Origin of the sequence: Streptomyces sp. NPDC048291, assembly GCF_043201715.1 — a bacterium.
In the GTDB taxonomy this organism is placed as follows: domain Bacteria; phylum Actinomycetota; class Actinomycetes; order Streptomycetales; family Streptomycetaceae; genus Streptomyces.
In genome coordinates this window covers 254,426-271,322 of sequence record NZ_JBICZC010000017.1, presented here as the reverse complement: position 1 = coordinate 271,322, position 16,897 = coordinate 254,426, and the positions used below count along the sequence as shown (strand labels likewise).

15 protein-coding genes and 1 tRNA gene are annotated in these 16,897 nt (G+C 69.0%); 3 read left to right on the top strand and 13 right to left on the bottom strand.

Annotated elements, in window-relative coordinates; translation table 11 throughout:
* Window positions 1-70: 70 nt before the first annotated feature.
* The 9 genes from rpoB to ACGF5O_RS40565 all read right to left on the bottom strand — a co-directional run bounded on the left by rpoB (window position 71) and on the right by ACGF5O_RS40565 (window position 9,416).
* Window positions 71-3,556: a DNA-directed RNA polymerase subunit beta gene (gene rpoB / locus ACGF5O_RS40605; RefSeq protein WP_393814943.1), complete on the bottom strand. Its 3,486-nt coding sequence runs from the start codon at window positions 3,554-3,556 to the stop codon at window positions 71-73.
* 554 nt (window positions 3,557-4,110) lie between these two features.
* On the bottom strand, window positions 4,111-4,491 hold the full coding sequence (gene rplL / locus ACGF5O_RS40600) for a 50S ribosomal protein L7/L12 (protein ID WP_316773961.1): 381 nt from the start codon (window positions 4,489-4,491) through the stop codon (window positions 4,111-4,113).
* Between the two features lie 121 nt (window positions 4,492-4,612).
* The gene (gene rplJ, locus ACGF5O_RS40595) at window positions 4,613-5,143 is read right to left on the bottom strand and encodes a 50S ribosomal protein L10 (protein ID WP_361282886.1); all 531 of its coding nucleotides are present in this window, start codon (window positions 5,141-5,143) and stop codon (window positions 4,613-4,615) included.
* 290 nt (window positions 5,144-5,433) lie between these two features.
* Window positions 5,434-6,363: a hypothetical protein gene (locus ACGF5O_RS40590; protein ID WP_393814942.1), complete on the bottom strand. Its 930-nt coding sequence runs from the start codon at window positions 6,361-6,363 to the stop codon at window positions 5,434-5,436.
* A 177-nt stretch (window positions 6,364-6,540) separates the two neighbouring features.
* Window positions 6,541-7,266 carry a 50S ribosomal protein L1 gene (gene rplA, locus ACGF5O_RS40585; RefSeq protein ID WP_189268819.1) on the bottom strand — a complete coding sequence of 242 codons (726 nt, stop codon included), beginning with the start codon at window positions 7,264-7,266 and terminating at the stop codon, window positions 6,541-6,543.
* A gap of 81 nt (window positions 7,267-7,347) precedes the next feature.
* Window positions 7,348-7,782 (bottom strand): 50S ribosomal protein L11, encoded by a 435-nt coding sequence (gene rplK, locus ACGF5O_RS40580; RefSeq protein ID WP_362743545.1) that lies wholly within the window; start codon window positions 7,780-7,782, stop codon window positions 7,348-7,350.
* A gap of 226 nt (window positions 7,783-8,008) precedes the next feature.
* Window positions 8,009-8,869 (bottom strand): transcription termination/antitermination protein NusG, encoded by an 861-nt coding sequence (nusG, locus tag ACGF5O_RS40575; protein WP_362600969.1) that lies wholly within the window; start codon window positions 8,867-8,869, stop codon window positions 8,009-8,011.
* A gap of 80 nt (window positions 8,870-8,949) precedes the next feature.
* Window positions 8,950-9,234: a preprotein translocase subunit SecE gene (gene secE, locus ACGF5O_RS40570; RefSeq protein WP_093499675.1), complete on the bottom strand. Its 285-nt coding sequence runs from the start codon at window positions 9,232-9,234 to the stop codon at window positions 8,950-8,952.
* Between the two features lie 109 nt (window positions 9,235-9,343).
* A tRNA-Trp gene (locus ACGF5O_RS40565) sits at window positions 9,344-9,416 on the bottom strand.
* 261 nt (window positions 9,417-9,677) lie between these two features.
* Between ACGF5O_RS40565 and ACGF5O_RS40560 the strand changes: the two genes are divergently transcribed.
* Together ACGF5O_RS40560 and ACGF5O_RS40555 are read left to right on the top strand one after the other, a co-directional pair.
* Entirely contained in the window at window positions 9,678-10,904 is a 1,227-nt protein-coding gene (locus tag ACGF5O_RS40560; protein ID WP_393814941.1) for a pyridoxal phosphate-dependent aminotransferase, read from the top strand.
* Window positions 10,905-11,128: 224 nt separating this feature from the next.
* Window positions 11,129-12,169, top strand: coding sequence for an adenosine deaminase (locus ACGF5O_RS40555; protein WP_393814940.1), 1,041 nt, complete (start codon window positions 11,129-11,131; stop codon window positions 12,167-12,169).
* Window positions 12,170-12,176: 7 nt separating this feature from the next.
* On the opposite strand, the gene ACGF5O_RS40550 is transcribed toward ACGF5O_RS40555, so the two are convergent.
* Window positions 12,177-12,782, bottom strand: a complete 606-nt coding sequence (locus tag ACGF5O_RS40550; RefSeq protein ID WP_393814939.1) for a helix-turn-helix domain-containing protein — start codon at window positions 12,780-12,782, stop codon at window positions 12,177-12,179.
* 152 nt (window positions 12,783-12,934) lie between these two features.
* On the opposite strand from ACGF5O_RS40550, the gene ACGF5O_RS40545 reads away from it, so the two are divergent.
* Entirely contained in the window at window positions 12,935-13,564 is a 630-nt protein-coding gene (locus tag ACGF5O_RS40545) for an NAD(P)-dependent oxidoreductase (protein WP_393814938.1), read from the top strand.
* Window positions 13,565-13,590: 26 nt separating this feature from the next.
* Here the strand turns inward: ACGF5O_RS40545 and ACGF5O_RS40540 are convergent, their stop codons facing one another.
* The 3 genes from ACGF5O_RS40540 to ACGF5O_RS40530 all read right to left on the bottom strand — a co-directional run bounded on the left by ACGF5O_RS40540 (window position 13,591) and on the right by ACGF5O_RS40530 (window position 16,886).
* Complete coding sequence (locus tag ACGF5O_RS40540; RefSeq protein ID WP_393814937.1) at window positions 13,591-14,646, bottom strand: UDP-N-acetylmuramate dehydrogenase; 1,056 nt, start codon at window positions 14,644-14,646, stop codon at window positions 13,591-13,593.
* Between the two features lie 114 nt (window positions 14,647-14,760).
* Window positions 14,761-16,197: a DHA2 family efflux MFS transporter permease subunit gene (locus ACGF5O_RS40535; RefSeq protein ID WP_393814936.1), complete on the bottom strand. Its 1,437-nt coding sequence runs from the start codon at window positions 16,195-16,197 to the stop codon at window positions 14,761-14,763.
* A gap of 107 nt (window positions 16,198-16,304) precedes the next feature.
* Window positions 16,305-16,886 carry a TetR/AcrR family transcriptional regulator gene (locus ACGF5O_RS40530; protein WP_393814935.1) on the bottom strand — a complete coding sequence of 194 codons (582 nt, stop codon included), beginning with the start codon at window positions 16,884-16,886 and terminating at the stop codon, window positions 16,305-16,307.
* Between the last annotated feature and the right edge of the window lie 11 nt (window positions 16,887-16,897).

The following is a 16,897-nucleotide window of genomic DNA, read 5'->3' as shown; positions in this document are numbered from 1 at the left end:
AGTCTTCAGGTCTGAAACGGGGGCCTGGGGGTCGGCGGGCCCTGATGGCTCAGGGCCCGCCGGACTCCCGTCAGACCTCTTCGACGCTGCTCGGCTCGCGCCGGGACAGGTCGATGCCGAGCTCCTCCGCCGCGCGGAAGACGTCCTCGTCGGTGTCACGCATCTCGATGGACATACCGTCGCTGGACAGCACCTCCACGTTCAGGCAGAGCGACTGCATCTCCTTGATGAGGACCTTGAAGGACTCGGGGATGCCGGGCTCGGGGATGTTCTCGCCCTTGACGATGGCCTCGTAGACCTTCACGCGGCCGGTGACGTCGTCGGACTTGATGGTGAGCAGCTCCTGGAGCGCGTAGGCGGCGCCGTAGGCCTCGAGGGCCCACACCTCCATCTCGCCGAAGCGCTGGCCACCGAACTGCGCCTTACCACCCAGCGGCTGCTGGGTGATCATCGAGTACGGGCCGGTCGACCGGGCGTGCAGCTTGTCGTCGACCAGGTGGTGGAGCTTGAGGATGTACATGTAGCCGATGGAGATCGGGTCCGGGAACGGCTCACCGGAGCGGCCGTCGAACAGCCGCGCCTTGCCGGTCGGCTGCACCAGGCGGTCGCCGTCCCGGTTCGGGATGGTGTGCTGGAGCAGACCCGCCAGCTCGTCCTCGCGGGCACCGTCGAAGACCGGGGTCGCGACGTTGGTGCGCGGGGCGACCTGGTCGGCGCCGATGGCCTGGAGCCGCTGGGCCCAGTCGTCGGCGAGACCGGAGACGTCCCAGCCGCGGCTGGCGAGCCAGCCGAGGTGGATCTCCAGGACCTGTCCCGGGTTCATTCGGGACGGCACACCGAGCGGGTTGAGGATGATGTCGACCGGGGTGCCGTCCTCCAGGAACGGCATGTCCTCGATCGGCAGGATCTTGGAGATGACACCCTTGTTGCCGTGCCGGCCGGCGAGCTTGTCGCCGTCGGTGATCTTGCGCTTCTGCGCGACGTAGACGCGCACCAGCTGGTTCACGCCCGGCGGCAGCTCGTCGCCCTCCTCGCGGTCGAAGACGCGCACACCGATGACCTTGCCGGTCTCGCCGTGCGGCACCTTCAGCGAGGTGTCACGGACCTCACGGGCCTTCTCACCGAAGATCGCGCGCAGCAGGCGCTCCTCCGGCGTCAGCTCGGTCTCGCCCTTCGGGGTGACCTTGCCGACCAGGATGTCACCGGCGATGACCTCGGCGCCGATGCGGATGATGCCGCGCTCGTCGAGGTCGGCGAGGACCTCCTCGGAGACGTTCGGGATGTCCCGGGTGATCTCCTCGGGGCCGAGCTTGGTGTCACGGGCGTCGACCTCGTGCTCCTCGATGTGGATCGAGGAGAGGACGTCGTCCTGCACGAGGCGCTGCGACAGGATGATCGCGTCCTCGTAGTTGTGACCCTCCCACGGCATGAACGCCACGAGCAGGTTCTTGCCGAGCGCCATCTCGCCGTTCTGGGTGGCGGGACCGTCGGCGAGGACCTGGCCCTCGATGATCCGGTCGCCCTCCAGGACGATGACCTTCTGGTTGACCGAGGTGCCCTGGTTGGAGCGGGCGAACTTGGCCAGGCGGTACGTGATGTACGTGCCGTCGTCGTTGGCGGTGGTGATGTAGTCCGCGGAGACCTCCTGGACCACACCGGCCTTCTCGGCCTTGACCACGTCGCCGGCGTCGACCGCGGAGCGGTACTCCATGCCGGTGCCGACGAGCGGGGACTCGCTCTTGATCAGCGGCACGGCCTGGCGCATCATGTTCGCGCCCATGAGGGCACGGTTGGCGTCGTCGTGCTCCAGGAACGGGATCATGGCGGTCGCGACCGACACCATCTGGCGCGGCGAGACGTCCATGTAGTCCACGTCGTCACCGGCGACGTAGTCGACCTCGCCGCCACGGCGGCGGACGAGGACACGGGCCTCGGAGAAGCGCATGTCGTCGTTGAGGCCGGCGTTGGCCTGCGCGATGACGAAGCGGTCCTCCTCGTCGGCGGTCAGGTAGTCGACCTCGTCGGTGACCTGGCCGTCGACGACCTTGCGGTACGGGGTCTCGACGAAACCGAACGCGTTGACCCGGCCGTAGGAGGCGAGCGAGCCGATCAGGCCGATGTTCGGGCCTTCGGGGGTCTCGATCGGGCACATGCGGCCGTAGTGCGACGGGTGCACGTCACGGACCTCGAAGCCGGCCCGCTCACGGGAGAGACCACCCGGGCCAAGAGCCGACAGACGGCGCTTGTGGGTGAGACCCGACAGCGGGTTGTTCTGGTCCATGAACTGGGACAGCTGGCTGGTGCCGAAGAACTCCTTGATGGAGGCGACGACCGGCCGGATGTTGATCAGGGTCTGCGGCGTGATCGCCTCGACGTCCTGGGTGGTCATGCGCTCGCGGACGACGCGCTCCATACGGGCCAGGCCGGTACGGACCTGGTTCTGGATGAGCTCGCCGACGCTGCGCAGACGACGGTTGCCGAAGTGGTCGATGTCGTCGGTCTCGACGACGATCGTGCCACCGCTGTCGCCGACCGTCTCGGTCTCGCCCGCGTGCAGCTTGACCAGGTACTTGATCGTCGAGATGACGTCCTCGACGGTCAGCACACCGGCGTCCAGCGGGGCGTCCGCGCCCAGCTTCTTGTTGACCTTGTAGCGGCCGACCTTGGCGAGGTCGTAGCGCTTCGGGTTGAAGTACAGGTTCTCGAGCAGCGTCTGCGCGGCCTCACGCGTGGGGGGCTCGCCCGGACGCAGCTTGCGGTAGATGTCGAGCAGCGCGTCGTCCTGGCCCTGGGTGTGGTCCTTCTCCAGGGTGGCGCGCATGGACTCGTACTCGCCGAACTCCTCGAGGATCTGCTCGGTGGTCCAGCCGAGCGCCTTGAGCAGCACGGTGACCGACTGCTTGCGCTTGCGGTCGATGCGGACACCGACCATGTCGCGCTTGTCGATCTCCATCTCCAGCCAGGCACCCCGGGAGGGGATGATCTTGGCGGAGAAGATGTCCTTGTCGGACGTCTTGTCGATGGACGAGTCGAAGTAGACACCGGGCGAACGGACCAGCTGCGACACCACGACACGCTCGGTGCCGTTGATGACGAAGGTGCCCTTGTTCGTCATGAGCGGGAAGTCGCCCATGAAGACCGTCTGGGACTTGATCTCACCGGTCTCGTTGTTGGTGAACTCGGCCGTGACGAAGAGCGGGGCGGCGTACGTGAAGTCGCGCTCCTTGCACTCGTCGATGCTGTTCTTCGGCGGCTCGAAGCGGTGGTCGCGGAACGTCAGCGACATCGACCCGGAGAAGTCCTCGATCGGGGAGATCTCCTCGAAGATCTCCTCCAGACCGGACTTGGTGGGGACGTCCTGACCGGACTCCAGAGCCTCCTCGACCCGACTCTGCCAGGCGGTGTTGCCGAGCAGCCAGTCGAAGCTCTCGGTCTGCAGCGCGAGCAGGTTGGGAACCTCGAGAGGCTCCTTGATCTTTGCAAAGGAAATGCGCAGCGGGGCGGTGCTGGCGCCGTTGTTCATATTCGCGTTCGAGGCAGTGCGCGAGGCGGCCAAGAGGGGGTCCTTCCGAGGGCTCGGACTCACTACGCGCTCCCCGGTCCCTTCCCGGACACAGAGACAGAAACCCCAGTTCAGAGGAGGTTCGGTCGTCGGCATTCGGGTGAGGGCAGACCCCTGGTGACGGGCAGGGGATAGCTAACAGGCAGCGCAAAGGGTCAGTGTAGCCACTTGGCACACTGATGTCCAGTCCCCATTTTCTGAGACCCTCTTCATCGTCAACGCCTGCGTCATGCCTGCCCTCAACGCACGTTGATACTGCCCTCTTCGTCGCCGATCCATGCCTCGGATTCGGACCGTTCTGGCGACGCGTCCTGAGAATTGCGCGCTGCGTGCGGTTCGTCAAGGCCCCCTTGCGCAAACCCGGTGCGCCAGGGACACGACGAAGATCACCATACCCCCCGCCGTCACGGGTGCAAGGCAACCGTGGTCGGCCTCCCGGGAACGCCGAAGAGCGACCACCCGGATGGATGATCGCTCTTCGCGGTCTGCGCGTTACAGCCCCCGAGGGGGTGTTTCAGCACACAGGGGTCTGGACGACCCCGGAGGTGTTACTTGACCTCGACGGAGGCGCCGGCGCCCTTGAGGGACTCGGCGGCCTTCTCGGCGGCGTCCTTGGCGACCTTCTCGAGGACGGGCTTCGGGGCGCCGTCCACGAGGTCCTTGGCCTCCTTCAGGCCGAGCGAGGTCAGCTCACGCACGACCTTGATGACCTGGATCTTCTTGTCGCCGGCGCCGGTGAGGATGACGTCGAACTCGTCCTTCTCCTCCTCGACCGGGGCGGCGGCGGCCGGGCCGGCCGGGGCGGCGGCAACCGCGGCGGCGGCGGTGACGTCGAACTTCTCCTCGAACGCCTTCACGAACTCGGAGAGCTGGATCAGGGTCATCGTCTCGAACTCGGCGAGCAGTTCGTCCTGGGTGAGAGCCACGATGGCTTTCCTTCCACTAATTCGGCTGGTGCCGTATGTACATGTCTGGCGGGCGTACGTTCGGCCCGCTACGACCGTTGCCTTCGGCGGGCTGCCTCAGGCGGCGGTCATTTCGCGAGCCGAGTTACTCGGCACCGCCCTGCTCGTCCTGCTTGGCGCGAAGCGCGTCCACGGTGCGGACGAGCTTCGACGGGAGCGCCTGGAAGAGCTGAGCAGTCTGCGTCTGCTTGCCCTTCAGGGCGCCCGCCAGCTTGGCGAGCAGAACCTCGCGGGACTCGAGGTCCGCAAGCTTCTTGATCTCGTCGGCGGACAGCGCCTTGCCGTCAAGGACACCGCCCTTGATGACGAGGTTCGGGTTGTCCTTGGCGAAGTCACGAAGACCCTTCGCCGACGTCACCGGGTCACCGGTGATGAAGGCAACCGCCGTCGGACCGTTGAACAGGTCGTCGAGCGTCGAGATCCCGGCCTCGTTGGCCGCGATCTTGGTCAGCGTGTTCTTCACCACGGCGTACTGGGCGTCTTCACCGAGCGAACGACGCAGCGTCTTGAGCTGCGCCACGGTGAGACCCCGGTACTCGGTCAGCACGGCGGCGTTCGAGCTACGGAACTGCTCCGTCAGCTCGGCTACCGCGGCAGCCTTGTCGGGCCTTGCCATAGAGCGTCGGCCTCCTTCCGGGTGATGAGGACCGCTCAGAAGGGGCCGGGAAAAACGAAACGCCCCGGCGCAGGCGCACGGGGCGTAGCTCGACCGAAATCACATACGCGACGCATGCGGCTCCGGGAGCACTTCCACAGTCACCTGCGCGGGTCGTCCGCGGTTCAGCGGATCCTTCGGCCACCGCACCCTCTTACGAGCACACGGCAACGACCAGCGGTCTTTGGCTTCTCCGGAAGAGTACGGGACCTGTGCGCCGTCGAGCAAATCGGTCCCCTGCCGCCGACCGCTCAGGAGGTCAGCCCGGTCGCGCCCTGCTTCTTGAGCAGCGACTCGAAGTCCTCGGTGTCGCCGGCCGGGGGCTTGCGGGCGCTGACCTTCACGCCGTAGTCGCTGTAGTGCGCGGTCTGGGTCATCGTGCCGGTCGCCGTGGCGGCCTTCTCGGTCTTCTTGACCAGCAGGTCCTGGTCGTTGACCCAGATGTCGACGGTCTCGGTGCTGACGCCGGCCTGGGTGAGCTGCTTCTTCAGGGCGGCCAGCTGGCCCGCCGTGAGGCTGCTGCTCCGCCCGGCCAGGTCGGCCACGTCCACGGTGCCCGCGTAGTGGGTGGTGGCCTGGCCGTCGACCGTCTCCGCGCCGACCTTCCGCACGTCGCCGGAGGCCAGCAGCATCTGCACCGACTTGTTGGGCGTGGTGTTCTGCATCTGGTCCTTGAGCAGGGCACCCGAGCCGCCGGCGACGGAGGCCAGGTCGTCGTACCCGTACCGGATCCAGTGCTTGCCGCCCGTCTGCGCGGCGAACGTGTCACCCATCTTCGCGTAGTAGGCGTCGGGCAGATAGCGGGCCTCCATCGACGTCGTACCGAGCTTGCGCATCAGCTCGGCCGTGCTGCCGCCGGTGTAGGTGATGGTGACGGTGCCGGATATGCCGTCGTCCCAGGCGAGGCTGCCGTCCGTCGTCATGGACAGCAGGGAGCCCATGGTCGTGGTGGAGCGGACCCGGGCGGAGTCGGCCTTGTCGGTGGACTTCTCCGCGGAGCGCAGCGCGGCGATGGGGCTGACCCTGGTCGCGGCGCGGGCACCGGCCCTGTCCTCCTTGCCGGAGCCCCCGGACCCTCCCGAGCTCCCGGAGCCTGCCGCCGAGCTGCAGGCGGCCACTCCGGTCAGCGCGGCCGCCACCGCGACCGAGACGGCCGTACGACGCACTCGCCTGCTCTTCATCCCGCCCACCCCCATGAAGGTCCCGTCCCCCGGTCCCGTACCCCGACGCTAACCCAGGGCACCGACAACGCGCCGGGAGTCGCTCAAACAGCAGGACGGGCCCCGCGACCTCTCGGTTGCGGGGCCCGTCCTGTTGGTGTCGCGTCCCTGACGCGGCTACCGGACCGAGCGCGGGGCTCAGACGGCGGCCGGGTCCTCCTCGGTGAGGAGGTTGCGGGTGCGGTTCGGGTCGACCGGGATGCCGGGGCCCATGGTGGTGCTGACCGCGGCCTTCTTGATGTAGCGGCCCTTGGCGGCGGACGGCTTCAGACGGAGGATCTCCTCCAGCGCGGCGCCGTAGTTCTCCACCAGCTTGTCGTCCTCGAAGGACGTCTTGCCGATGATGAAGTGCAGGTTCGAGTGCTTGTCGACGCGGAACTCGATCTTGCCGCCCTTGATCTCGGTCACAGCCTTGGCGGTGTCCGGGGTCACGGTGCCGGTCTTCGGGTTCGGCATCAGACCACGCGGGCCGAGGACGCGGCCGAGGCGGCCGACCTTGCCCATGAGGTCCGGGGTGGCGACGACGGCGTCGAAGTCCAGACGGCCCTTCGCCACCTCGTCGATCAGTTCGTCGGCGCCGACGATGTCGGCGCCCGCGGCACGCGCGGCCTCGGCACGGTCACCGGTCGCGAAGACCAGGACCCGGGCGGTCTTGCCGGTGCCGTGCGGGAGGTTCACGGTGCCACGGACCATCTGGTCGGCCTTGCGCGGGTCGACACCCAGGCGGAAGGCGACCTCGACGGTGCCGTCGAACTTGGTCGTGGAGGTCTCCTTGGCGAGACGGACGGCCTCGAGCGGGGCGTACAGCTTCTCCCGGTCGATCTTCTCGTCCGCAGCGCGGAGAGCCTTGCTGCGCTTGCTCACAACTTGCTCCTGTGTGTTCCGAAGGAGTCGTGGTGTACGGGCCGAGCAGGCCCTACCACGGTGGTTCTACGAAGGTGGGGTTCAGCCCTCGACCGTGATGCCCATGGAACGGGCGGTGCCGGCGATGATCTTCGACGCGGCGTCCAGGTCGTTGGCGTTCAGGTCGGGAAGCTTCGTCTGGGCGATCTCCCGGACCTGCGCCTGGGTGATCTTGGCGACCTTGGTCTTGTGGGGCTCGCCGGAGCCCTTCTCGACACCAGCGGCCTTGAGGATCATCTTCGCGGCCGGCGGGGTCTTGGTGACGAAGGTGAAGGAGCGGTCCTCGTAGACCGTGATCTCCACCGGGATGACCCAACCGCGCTGCGACTCGGTCGCGGCGTTGTAGGCCTTGCAGAACTCCATGATGTTGACGCCGTGCTGACCGAGCGCGGGGCCGACCGGCGGGGCCGGGTTCGCCGCACCGGCGTTGATCTGGAGCTTGATGAGCCCCGTGACCTTCTTCTTCTTGGGAGGCATAGCTCTCCGGGTCCTTTCATTTCGGGTCCTGCCTACGCGAGGGGACCAACCCGAACGCAGGCATACCGCACAACGATAACGGGTATAGATGCGCGGCCAAAAACCGAGCAGGTCAGGGGCCGGAAAAAGGCGCCTGACCTGACACGGACGTCCTTCGGGGCGCCCCGAAGGGGGCGCGGGGAACTGCGCGAACAGCCCCCACCGACCCGCTGCTGAGGTAACTACCTCAGTTCTTCTGGATCTGATCGAACGAGAGCTCGACCGGCGTCTCGCGCCCGAAGATCTCCACCAGACCCTTGACCTTCTTGGAGTCCGGGTTGATCTCGTTGATCGTCGCCTGCAGCGTGGCGAACGGACCGTCGGTCACCGTCACCGAGTCGCCCACCTCGAAGTCCAGCACCTGGACCTCGACCTTGCGCTGCGGCACCGGCTTGCCCTCGGCCTCCGCCGCCTCGCGCGCCGCCTTCTCCTCGGCCTCCGGCGCGAGCATCTTGACGATCTCGTCCAGGGTCAGCGGGTAGGGGTCGTACGCGTTGCCGACGAAGCCGGTGACGCCGGGGGTGTTGCGGACGACGCCCCAGGACTCGTTGGTCAGGTCCATACGGACGAGCACGTAACCGGGCAGCTTGTTCTGCTTGATGGTCTTGCGGTCGCCGTTCTTGATCTGGACGACCTCTTCCTGCGGCACCTCGGCCTGGAAGATGTAGTCCTCGACGTTCAGCGAGACGGCGCGCTGCTCCAGGTTGGTCTTCACGCGGTTCTCGTAGCCGGCGTACGTGTGGATGACGTACCACTCGCCGGGGAGCAGCCGCAGCTCCTCGCGCAGCGCCTGGACGGGGTCGACCGGCTCGGCGGGCTCTTCCTCGACGACGTCCTCGACCTCTTCGGTCTCGTCGGCGTCCTCGTCCTCCACCGCGTCCTCGTCCTCGACGTGGACGGCGGTCTCCTCGGCCGGCTCCCCCAGTTCGGCCTCGGCAGCCTCGAACTCGTCCTGCTCGTCCGCGCCCTCGACGATGTCAAGCTCGTCTTCGACGGCCTCTTCGGGCTCGACGGCCTCGACGGCGTCGTTCAGGTTCGGGTCAGACACGATGGCTGCTTCTTCCTGGATACATAGGGGTGGAACATGCGAAAACGGGCGCCGGTACCACGGCGCCCTTCGCTCTGTGCTCAGCCGAAGACGTACTTGGCCGCGTGGTTGAGTCCATAGTCAATCACGGTCACCAGAGCGATCATGATGGCGACGAAGAAGATCACCACGGTGGTGTACGACGTCAGCTGGTTTCGAGTCGGCCAGACGACCTTGCGGAGCTCCGCGATGATCTGGCGGTAGAAAGTGGCAAGACGCTTCAGCGGACCCTTCTTGGCCCGCTTGCCGCCCTTGCGGCCCTTCTTCTTGGACTCCTGCACCTCATCGGCATCAGGCGTGTCGATGGAGCCCACGGCGTCCGTCATTCGTCCTCACCTGGTCCCGGGTCATGGCCGTGCCGCGCCCGGTTTCTGGAGCCGCACGGCGGTGCAATGCTTGTACGTACATGCGCACACATCCTGGCGGTGTGTGTAGCAGGGCCGGAGGGACTTGAACCCCCAACCGCCGGTTTTGGAGACCGGTGCTCTACCAATTGAGCTACGACCCTTTGCTGTGTCCCCAACGTACCGCATCCGACCGGGTGCCCGGTGTGCACCGGCTCAGGCACGGCTGTTGGAGGCCAACGAGTGGAGAGTGTACGTGGTCCGCGGCGCCGCGTCGAACAGAAAGCGGCAGTCCGGGCCGACCGTACGGAAGATCGTCCTGGCCCGGGGGCGGATCCGCACGCTTGTTCATGGTTCGGCCCGTAGTTGTTCAGTCCGTGAAACCGGCGTGCCGGGCAGGTTTCCGGTCTGAAACGATGGGCCCCATGAGCGCTGCAACCCCTCCCACCGAGCGCCGGGTCTCCGCCCGAGTCGGCGCGATCTCCGAGTCCGCCACCCTCGCCGTGGACGCCAAGGCCAAGGCCCTCAAGGCCGCCGGGCGCCCGGTGATCGGCTTCGGCGCCGGTGAGCCCGACTTCCCGACGCCGGACTACATCGTCGAGGCCGCCATCGAGGCCTGCAAGAACCCGAAGTACCACCGCTACACCCCGGCCGGGGGCCTGCCCGAGCTGAAGACCGCGATCGCCGCTAAGACGCTGCGGGACTCCGGCTACGAGGTCGACGCCTCCCAGGTCCTCGTCACCAACGGCGGCAAGCAGGCCATCTACGAGGCCTTCGCCGCGATCCTCGACCCGGGCGACGAGGTCATCGTCCCCGCCCCGTACTGGACGACGTACCCGGAGTCCATCCGCCTGGCCGGCGGTGTCCCGGTGGAGGTCGTCGCCGACGAGACCACCGGCTACCGGGTCTCAGTCGAGCAGCTGGAGGCGGCCCGCACCGAGAAGACGAAGGTCGTGCTCTTCGTCTCCCCGTCGAACCCGACCGGCGCGGTCTACAGCGAGGCCGAGACCGAGGCGATCGGCCGCTGGGCCGTCGAGCACGGCCTGTGGGTCCTCACGGACGAGATCTACGAGCACCTGGTCTACGGCGACGCGAAGTTCACCTCGCTGCCGGCGATCCTGCCCGAGCTGCGCGACAAGTGCATCGTCGTCAACGGCGTGGCGAAGACCTACGCCATGACCGGCTGGCGGGTCGGCTGGGTCATCGGCCCCAAGGACGTCGTCAAGGCGGCCACGAACCTCCAGTCGCACGCCACGTCGAACGTCTCCAACGTGGCGCAGGTCGCCGCCCTGGCCGCCGTCACCGGTGACCTGGAGGCCGTGGCGAAGATGCGCGAGGCCTTCGACCGGCGCCGCCAGACGATCGTCCGGATGCTCAACGAGATCGACGGCGTGGTCTGCCCCGAGCCCGAGGGTGCCTTCTACGCCTACCCGTCGGTCAAGGCGCTGCTCGGCAAGGAGATCCGCGGGAAGCGCCCGCAGGACTCGGTCGAGCTGGCCGCGCTGATCCTGGAGGAGGCCGAGGTCGCGGTCGTCCCCGGCGAGGCCTTCGGCACGCCCGGCTACCTGCGCCTGTCGTACGCGCTCGGCGACGAGGACCTCGTCGAGGGCGTGAGCCGGATGCAGAAGCTGCTGGCGGAGGCGAAGGGCTGACCGCCCACAGCGCACAAGCGGGTCCCCGGCCGAGCCGGGGGCCCGCTTGTGCGTTCAGGCACGCGCCCGTTCGGGAAACTCGCTGCCTGGACCAGGATTTCTACGGCAGGATCCTGGAGTGACTCCGCCCCTGAGGGCTTCCCGTTCGGCTGATACCCAACGGCGGACAAGCCCTGTCCGGCACCTTTCGGCACGGAGCGGAGCCTAGCGCACACGGAGAGTTCATGGAGACGGTTCGAGACGTCCGGCTGCTGCCGAAAGCCCACCTGCACCTGCACTTCACTGGTTCCATGCGGCCGAAGACAGTCCTGGAACTGGCCGACAAGTACGGCGTACGCCTCCCCGAGGCGCTCACCGACGCACTGACCAGCGGCGAACCACCGAGACTGCGGGCCACCGACGAACGGGGCTGGTTCCGCTTCCAGCGCCTGTACGACGCCGCGCGCTCCTGCCTGAGAGAGCCCGAGGACATCCGGCGCCTGGTCCGGGAGGCCGCCGAGGAGGACCTGAAGGACGGCTCGCGCTGGCTGGAGATCCAGGTGGACCCGACCTCGTACGCCCCGCGCCTGGGCGGTCTGATCCCGGCCCTGGAGATCATCCTGGACGCGGTCGAGACGACCTCCCGGGAGACCGGCCTCGGCATGCGCGTCCTGGTGGCCGCGAACCGCATGAAGCACCCCCTGGACGCGCGCACGCTGGCCCGGCTCGCCGTCCGGTACGCGGACCGGGGCGTGGTCGGCTTCGGGCTCTCCAACGACGAGCGGCGGGGCATGGCCCGGGACTTCGACCGGGCGTTCCACATCGCGCGCGAGGGCGGGCTGCTGGCGGCCCCGCACGGCGGCGAGCTGACCGGCCCGGCGTCGGTCCGGGACTGCCTGGACGACCTGAACGCCTCCCGGATCGGGCACGGCGTGCGGGCCGCGGAGGACCCGAGGCTGCTCAAGCGGCTGGCGGACCGGGAGATCACCTGCGAGGTGTGCCCGGCCTCCAACGTGGCCCTGGGCGTCTACGAGAAGCCCGAGGACGTCCCGCTGCGCACCCTCTTCGAGGCGGGCGTCCCGATGGCCCTGGGCGCCGACGACCCGCTCCTGTTCGGCTCCCGGCTGGCCGCGCAGTACGACATCGCGCGCGTGCACCACGCCTTCACCGACGCCGAACTGGCCGAACTGGCCCGCCAGTCGGTCCGGGGTTCGGCGGCACCGGAGGACGTGCAGGCCGGGCTCCTGGCGGACATCGACGCCTGGCTGGTGGCCCCGGTCGCCTGATTCCCGGTCACGCCCCGGTGGCGGCGAGCCCGCCGAGCAGGGTGCGGGCGATGCGGGCGGCGAACGTGTCGACCGGCGGGCGCTCGCCGGTCTCCGTCGCCTCGTAGGAGAAGACGCGCTGGACGCAGGCGCCGAGCAGCAGGGCGGCGGCCGCGGACGTGTCGGCGTCGGCCCGGATCCGGCCGTGCGCCTGCTCGGCGCGCAGGTAGCCGTCCAGGGCCCTCATCGGTACATGCGGTCCCGCGCCGATGGTGCGCAGTTTGTCGTCGAGCTTCCGCTTGAGCTGCTGCTCGGCGTAGAGGGAGGCGGCGATCGGGAAGCTCGCCTCGTAGAAGAGGGCGGCCTGCCGGGCGATCCGGGTGAGGTTGTCCTCCAGGCTGCCCCGGCCGGGTTCGACGGTGAGCTCGCCGAGGAGCGGGAGAAGCCGCGGCAGCCGCTCGGTGAGCACGTGCACGAACAGCTCTTCCTTGCTGGGGAAGTACTTGTAGAGGGCCGCCTCGGAGCAGCCGGCCGCCCTGGCGATCTCCTTGGTGGTGGCACGGGCGAGCCCGACGGTGCCCATCAGCTCGTGAGCGGCGTCGAGGATGCGGACCCGGGCCGGTTTCTGCTCCATGGCATTCAAGGATCACATGCCCCTTCCTGCGGCTTCGACGGACTTCCCCGAAGGGCCTTGACTGGTGAGTGAATACTTACCCACTCTAGGAGGAGGCACGGGTGAGTGAATACTCACCCACCACCCTTTGCCGTGCTGGAACGGGAGCAGTCATGAATCTCACTGTGTTCGGCGCGACCGGCGGGATAGGCCGGGAGCTCGTCCGTCAGGCGCTGGCCTCCGGCCACCGGGTCACGGCGGTCGTCCGCGACCCCGCCCGGCTGACCGTGACCGGCTCCAGCCTGGAGGTGGTCCGCGCGGACCTCACCGACCCCGAGGTGATCCGCCCGGCAGTGACCGGCCGGACCGCGGTCCTGTCCGGCCTGGGCCCGCGCAGCCGCGGCGACGCCGGCGTTGCCGCCCGGCTGACCCGCACGGTCCTGGCCGCCATGGAGGCGGAGGCCGTACGACGGCTGGTGGTGGTCAGCGCCGCCCCGGTGGGCCCGGAACCGGACGACGGCCTCCTGGACCGCTCCATGCGCGGCCTGGTCTCCGCCGTCCTCAAGCCGGTCTACGACGACCTGCGCGAGATGGAGGCCGACCTGTCCCGCAGCGGCACCGACTGGACCTCCGTACGCCCGCCGCGCCTGCAGGACAAGCCGCTGACCGGCACCTACCGCACGGTGGTGGGCGGCTTCCCGCGCAAGGGACGCTTCATCGCGCGGGCGGACGTGGCCCACGCGATGCTCGCGATGGTCGAGGACGCGGGGACCGTGAAACAGGGGGTGGGGGTGGCCTACTGAGCCCCCGGCCCGTGGCGCCCGCCTCGCTAGAGGCTCACGCCGACGGTCACCGGTTCGTTGACCAGGGTCACGCCGAAGGCCTCCCGGACCCCGGCGACGACCTCCCGAGCCAGCTCCAGCAGCTCCTCGGTCGTGGCCCCGCCCCGGTTGGTCAGCGCCAGTGTGTGCTTCGTGGAGATCCGGGCCGCGCCGCTGCCGTACCCCTTGGCGAACCCGGCCCTGTCGATCAGCCAGGCCGCCGAGGTCTTGGTACGCCCGTCCCCCGCAGGGTAGGCGGGCGGCTCGGCCACGTCGCCCAGCCGCTCGCGCACGCGCGCGTGGAAGGCGGCGAACTGCTCGTCCGTGAGGATCGGGTTGGTGAAGAAGGACCCCGCCGACCAGGTGTCGTGGTCCTCGGGATCCAGCACCATGCCTTTTCCGGCACGCAGCTTGAGCACGGCCTCGCGGGCGTCGGCGAGCGGCACCCGGTCCCCCGGCTCCGCCCCGAGCGTCCGCGCGGCCTCCGCGTACCGCACCGGCGCCGACAGCCCGCCCGCATCCTCCAGCCCGAACCGGACGCGCAGGACGACGTACCGCTCGGGGTCGGCCTTGAACCTGCTGTGCCGGTACGAGAACGCGCACTCGTCGTTGGCCAGCGTCACCGTCTCGCCGGACCGCCGGTCGTACGCGACGACCTCGGTGACGGTCGAGGAGACCTCCTGCCCGTACGCCCCCACGTTCTGGATGGGCGTGGCCCCCGCGGACCCCGGGATGCCTGCGAGGCACTCGATGCCCGCGAGGCCGGCTTCGACGGTGCGGGCGACCGCGTCGGTCCACACCTCACCGGCCGCCAGTTCCAGCGTCGTACCGCGCAGTTCGAAACCGGTGGTGGCGATGCGCAGGGCGGTGCCCTCGAAGCCCTTGTCTCCGATGACCAGGTTCGATCCGCCGCCCATGACCAGCAACGGGGTCCCGCTGTCGTCGGCCGCGCGGACGGCGGCGACCACCTCGGCGTCGGTGGTCGCGGTGACCAGCCGGGCGGCGGGGCCGCCGAGCCGGAAGGTGGTGAGGGGGGCGAGGGGGGCGTCGTGGAGTTCCTGCACGCGCCCAAGACTACGAGACGCCGCCGGCGGCCCCGCCGCCACGAGCCGCACGTGCGCGTGGGGCCCCGTCTCCGGCGGAGACGGGGCCCCACGCGCACGTGCGGTCAGCGGTCGTCAGCCGCTCACGGTCTCCAGCGCCGGGGCCGGCTCGCCTTCGGCCACGAGCCGCGCGGCCCGCCGCCGGCCGGGGATGGCCAGGGCGGCGATCCCGGCGACGGCCACCACGGCCGAGCCGGTGAACAGGGCGGGCTTCAGTCCGTCCACGAAGCTCTGGGCGCTCTCGTAGCCGCCCTGGGCGGAGAAGATGGACGACATGACCGCGACGCCGAGCGCGCCGCCGACCTCGCGCAGCGCGTTGTTGGCACCGGAGGCGATGCCCTGTTCCTTCGGGCGTACGGCGGACATCACCAGGTTGGCGGCCGGGGCGAAGTACAGGGCCATGCCGATGCCGCTGACGATCAGGCCGGGCAGCTGGGCCGCGTAGGAGGCGTCGGCGGTGACGACGTAGGCCAGGTAGCCGAGCCCGGCGGCCTGCAGGAAGAGTCCGGCCGCGACGACCGGACGGCCGCCCATGCGGTCGGACAGGATGCCCGCGATCGGCGCGACGATCATCGGCATGCCGGTCCAGGGCAGCATCCTGAGGCCCGCCTCGGTGGGCGAGTAGCCGAGCACGCCCTGCATGTACTGGCTGAGCAGGAAGATCGACCCGAACATCCCGAGGAACATCAGCAGGCTGGCCGCGTTGATCCCGGAGAACGCGCGGGAGCGGAAGAGCCGCATCGGCAGCATGGGGTTCTTGGCGCGGCTGCCGTGCAGGACGAAGCCGATGAGCAGGGCGGCGCCCGCGAACAGCCCGGTGAGCACGAGCGGGCTGGTCCAGCCGTCGGCGGGGCCGCGCACCAGGCCGTAGACGATCCCGAAGAGTCCGCCGCTGGCGAGCAGGGTGCCGGGGAGGTCGAGCGGGGCACCGGTGCCGTGCGACTCGGCGAGGCGGAGGCGGGCCAGCGGCAGCAGGGCGAGGCCGAGCGGCACGTTCAGCCAGAAGATCCAGTGCCAGGACACGTGTTCGGTGAGGCTGCCGCCGATGAGCGGGCCGGAGGCGACCGCGAGCCCGTTGACGGCGCCCCAGATGCCGTACGCCATCCCGCGCCTGGCCTCGGGCACGGCGGCCGTCAGCAGGGTGAGGGTGAGCGGCATCATGACGGCCGCGCCGACGCCCTGCACCGCGCGGGCGGCGATCAGGGAGTCGATGCCGGGCGCCATGGCCGCGGCGGCGGAGGCGCCGGTGAAGACGGTGAGTCCGACGAGGAAGAGCCTGCGCCGGCCGAAGCGGTCGCCCAGGGCCGCGCCGAACATCAGCAGGACGGCGAAGGTGAGCGTGTAGGCGCTCACGGTCCATTCGAGGTCGTCCAGGGCTCCGCCGAGATCCTTGCGGATGGACGGCAGGGCGGTGGTGACGACGAGGTTGTCCAGGGCCGCCATGAATCCGGCGACGCTGGTGATGACGAGCGCCCATCCGGCGCCCCCGCGACGTGCGGTCTCTTGTGACATCGCTCCCCCAGAGCGTGTTCTGTGTCGATGAGACACTGATTAGTTATTGATCACTAATTTTCTGGCCCGTGAAAAAGGGCCCGGGCCGGGAACGGCGGACCGCCCCGTCACCCGTCGCTGCACTTGTCCAGCCGCCCCGTGGTCCCGGCGTCCTGGTACATCCCCTGCCAGACCCGGTGCCCGGGCGGAAACCCCATGGCCGCATAGGTGTTGATGAGCATCCCTTTGGCCAGGAAGGTCGTGGTGCGGTCGACGTCCGCCCCCGAGATCAGGTGGACGGTGTCCCACAGCCGCTCCCAGCCGGCCCGCACGAGCTCGCCGAACTCGTGCTCGCCCTCCGCCTCGGCCGCCGCGACGGCGATGTACGTCTGCATCTGCATCTGGAGCCGCTCCGGCCGCTCCTGGATCAGCTGCACATACGCCTCACCCATGGCGTGCAGGGCCTCTTCGTCCCGCAACCCCTCGGCCGCCTTCTCGAAGAGATCGCACATCTCGTCGATGCAGCGCAGCGAGGCGACGGCGAAGATCGCCTTCTTGCCCGGGAAGAGCCGGAAGAGATACGGCTGCGAGACCCCGACCCGCTTGGCGATCGCCTCGGTGGAGGTGCCGTAGTAGCCCCTCTGCGCGAACTCCGCGATCGCCGCGCGGATGACGCTTTCGCGCCGCTCCTCTGCGCTCATCCTGACCATGCGAGAAAGTT